This is a genomic window from Myxococcus sp. RHSTA-1-4 (genome assembly GCF_020037125.1).
In the GTDB taxonomy this organism is placed as follows: Bacteria; Myxococcota; Myxococcia; order Myxococcales; family Myxococcaceae; genus Myxococcus.
Map to the genome: position 1 here is coordinate 1 of NZ_JAIQDG010000093.1, position 3,081 is coordinate 3,081.

Annotated in this window: 4 protein-coding genes; all 4 read right to left on the reverse strand. The window is 67.9% G+C overall.

All coding sequences use genetic code 11. From position 1 onward, the window contains the following. Positions 1 to 772 (reverse strand): reverse transcriptase domain-containing protein (locus K8638_RS44000; protein ID WP_255663147.1); only part of this gene is annotated, 772 nt, incomplete at its 3' end. Between the two features lie 480 nt (positions 773 to 1,252). Further along, entirely contained in the window at positions 1,253 to 1,768 is a 516-nt protein-coding gene (locus K8638_RS44005) for an ATP-binding protein (protein ID WP_223760779.1), read from the reverse strand. Positions 1,769 to 1,775: 7 nt separating this feature from the next. Next, positions 1,776 to 2,195 carry a hypothetical protein gene (locus tag K8638_RS44010; protein WP_223760780.1) on the reverse strand — a complete coding sequence of 140 codons (420 nt, stop codon included), beginning with the start codon at positions 2,193 to 2,195 and terminating at the stop codon, positions 1,776 to 1,778. A 347-nt stretch (positions 2,196 to 2,542) separates the two neighbouring features. Next, the coding region (locus K8638_RS44015) for a DDE-type integrase/transposase/recombinase (RefSeq protein ID WP_223760781.1) at positions 2,543 to 3,081 on the reverse strand (539 nt) is incomplete at its 5' end.

A 3,081-nucleotide genomic window follows, 5' to 3' on the forward strand; every position in this document is an offset into this window, starting at 1 on the left:
GCGAGAGGATTCCTCCTTGGGGGGTTCCGGAGTCCGTCCGCGTGAACTGCTCTTCCGAGAGGACTCCTGCCTTCAGGAAGGCCACGACCTTGCGAAGAACCTTTCCATCGCTAATGCGTCGGCGAAGCCGATTCATCAGCGCGTGGTGGTCTATGTGGTCGAAGCACCCTTTGATGTCTCCTTCAACGGCCCATTGGTACGGGAGCCGACTGACGGCTTCCTCCTGGGTGCGGACAGACCGCGGGCGCAGCAGCAGACGCAAGTGCTCCAGCGCTCCGTGGGCACCTCGCCCAGGACGGAAGCCGTACGAGACGGGGTAGAAGTCCGCCTCGAAAATCGGTTCCAGGATATTCTTCAAAGCCGCCTGCACGATTCGATCCTTGACGGTGGGTATCCCCAGCGGGCGGAACTTCCCCGGCTGGCCGGGCTTCGGGATGAGCACCCGTCGCACCGGACTCGGTTGGTACCCACGGCCCCTCAGCTCCTCTCGCAGCTTCTGCAAGAAAGCCTCGACGCCGTAATCCCGTGCGAGCTTCGCCACCGTGACTCCGTCAATGCCCGCCGTGCGGCTACCACGATTGCGGGCCACGCGGTGGAGAGCGACCCGCAGGTTGTGGGGAGCAACGACGAAGCCCCACAACTTGCGGAAGACGTAGTTTGGATCTTCCAGACTTCGCCGGTACAGCTTCTGCTGGACGCTCCGGAGCCACTCCATATCGGAGTAAGACGCCGCATACACGGCTTTCCCCGGCGCAGCAGCGGCCGTACCCATCGACTGCCTCCCTTCGCCTTGTGCGCGGCTCTCCCGCGCTCGGACTACTACGGAGGCTCCGTCCCTCGTCCGAGACGTCGCTGGACCTGGCAGCTTGCCGGAGCCCGAGGGCTCGGCGCTCGGAACGAGGTTCCCGTGTTCACTGATGCGACCCTTGGTGCGGTAGGTGGTCGGCTTTGCCCCTGGCAGCGCGGGCCGGCGCCCGTTTCGAGGCTTGGGGCCGGTATGCCCGTGACGGGCACATCCAGTCGCTTTCAACTGGCGACCGGGCTCTGGCTGCGAACCCGTCGGAGACGGGGCATCCTTCCGTACAGAGGGTTCCAACACCGACTTCGACTTGCGTGGACACTCATCCATGCGTGCCTCACCGTGGCACCTGTGGTCACCGACCCGGGGCCGAAGCCCAGTGCCGGCTGTTCACGCCGCTCGGCTGTTGCAGGCCGCTGTTCCAGTCTCCAGCGGCGTTCGCGGCGCCCTTCTTCACCCGGCTCGACCCGGGCGAGGGGGACCCCTTTCGGTCCCCGGTCGCAACAGCGCTTCACGGCGCACGTTGAGGAGGATGTGGAGGTGCCCGAGCACGTCGGGGTGGAGCAGGTGCGCCTCGTCGAGGAGGAAGACGGGGTGGACGCGGCTGGTGGCGAGCTCATGTACGTGCGTGGTGACGGCGTGGAACACGGCGGCCGCGGTGGCCTTCGCCTGCAGCCCGAGCGCCAGGCACAGCTGCCGATAGAAGTCGCGGCGGCCGAGCGTCGCGTTGTGGCAGTACGTCAGGCGGAAGCGCTCCTTCGGAAGGCGGTGCCGCAGGGCGCGCAGGACGCACGTCTTGCCGACACCGGGCTCACCGGCGACCAGAACGGACTGGCGCGACTCCAGTGCGTCGACGATGTCGGTGACGACGGACTCCTTTGAGGCAGGCAACCAGAGCTCGGCGTCGGGAATCTCCTTGGTGAAGGGCAGGTGGACGAGGCCGAAGGCGGAGAGGAGTTGCTGGGACATGGTGGACTCACTCCAGGGTGGGGGCGGTGGGGTCGAAGGCAACGGACGAGGCCGGCGGGACGGGGCTGCGTGCGCGGTGGGCGCGGGCATTGGCCTGCACGTCGAGCGGCTGCAGCTCGTAGCAGCGGCCGTCGTGCTCGACGCGGACGGAGGCGGGCAGCCCTTCGACGAGACAGCTGGCGACATTCACCAGCCGGCCGGCGAGAAAGCCGTGGCGCACCTCGAAAAGACGGCCGTCGAGGCTGACGACGCCGTCACGGGAGACGCGGCGGCGCGCCCGCACGGTGAGCGCCTCGGCGAGCTGCGTCTCGGAGACGAGGCGCGTCTGGTGGGAGCCCCAGACGATGCCGGGCGTGTCGCCCATGAGCGAGGCGTGCGGCTGCGAGTGGTAGTGGCGGGCGAGGAAGGTGTCGAGGCGACGTTGCACCTCGGCCAGGGACAGCGAGCGGTCCAGGTGGTCGAGACAGCCCTCGCGAAGTGTGCGCCAGAAGCGCTTATGCAGAGGTCCGCATAAGCGCTTTTATGCCGAGTCCACGATTATGCGGAGGTCGAGGCGCATCCCGAGGCTGGAAGCGCCCCGACGCTGCGCATAATCAGAGTCCGTCCTGAGACGAGAGCGTAGCCTCGGCGGTGAAGATGAGCGGCGAGCTCTTCAAGCCCTTCACCGAGCGGCGTGCGCCGCCGAAGACGAGCGATGACTTGAGGCTCACGGAAGACCTGGTCAGCCATGGGTGCTCCTTTCCGGCCGAGATGGCCTCGCAGGAGCACCCAGCGTTATGCGGAGAACGACGCATGGTCTTTGGTGTGCCTCCCTCGGGGCACCGGAGCCATTGACGTCGACCTCCGCATAATCGTGGGCTCGGCATAAAATCGCTCCATCTTTCCGCGCGCCTGCGGGTCATAGGGCCTGGCGTGCACGAGCGCGATGCCAAGGCGCGGACACGCGGTGGCGAGCGCCTTGCCGGAATAGGTCGAGCCGTTGTCGAGGTAGAGCGTCTGTGGCGCGCCGTGCTGGCGCACGGCACGCACGAGAAGGCCGAGCATGTCGTCCTCGCGCTCGGTGGAGCGCGCCTCGAGCGCGACGACGTAGCGGCTCCTGTCATCGAGCAGCGCGTGGATGCGCAGCGGCGTCCACTTCGTGCCGCCGGTGAGCACCGGGCCATGGCAGACATCGCCGTGCCACAGCGCGCCGGGGTACGAGGCCTCCCAGCGGCGGCGCTCGAGTCCCTCGTGGGCGCCGCGCAGCGAGACGCGGTCGAGCCCGCGCTCGGCGAGCAGCCGCCGCACGGTGGCGGCGCTCACCGCGCCCTCGC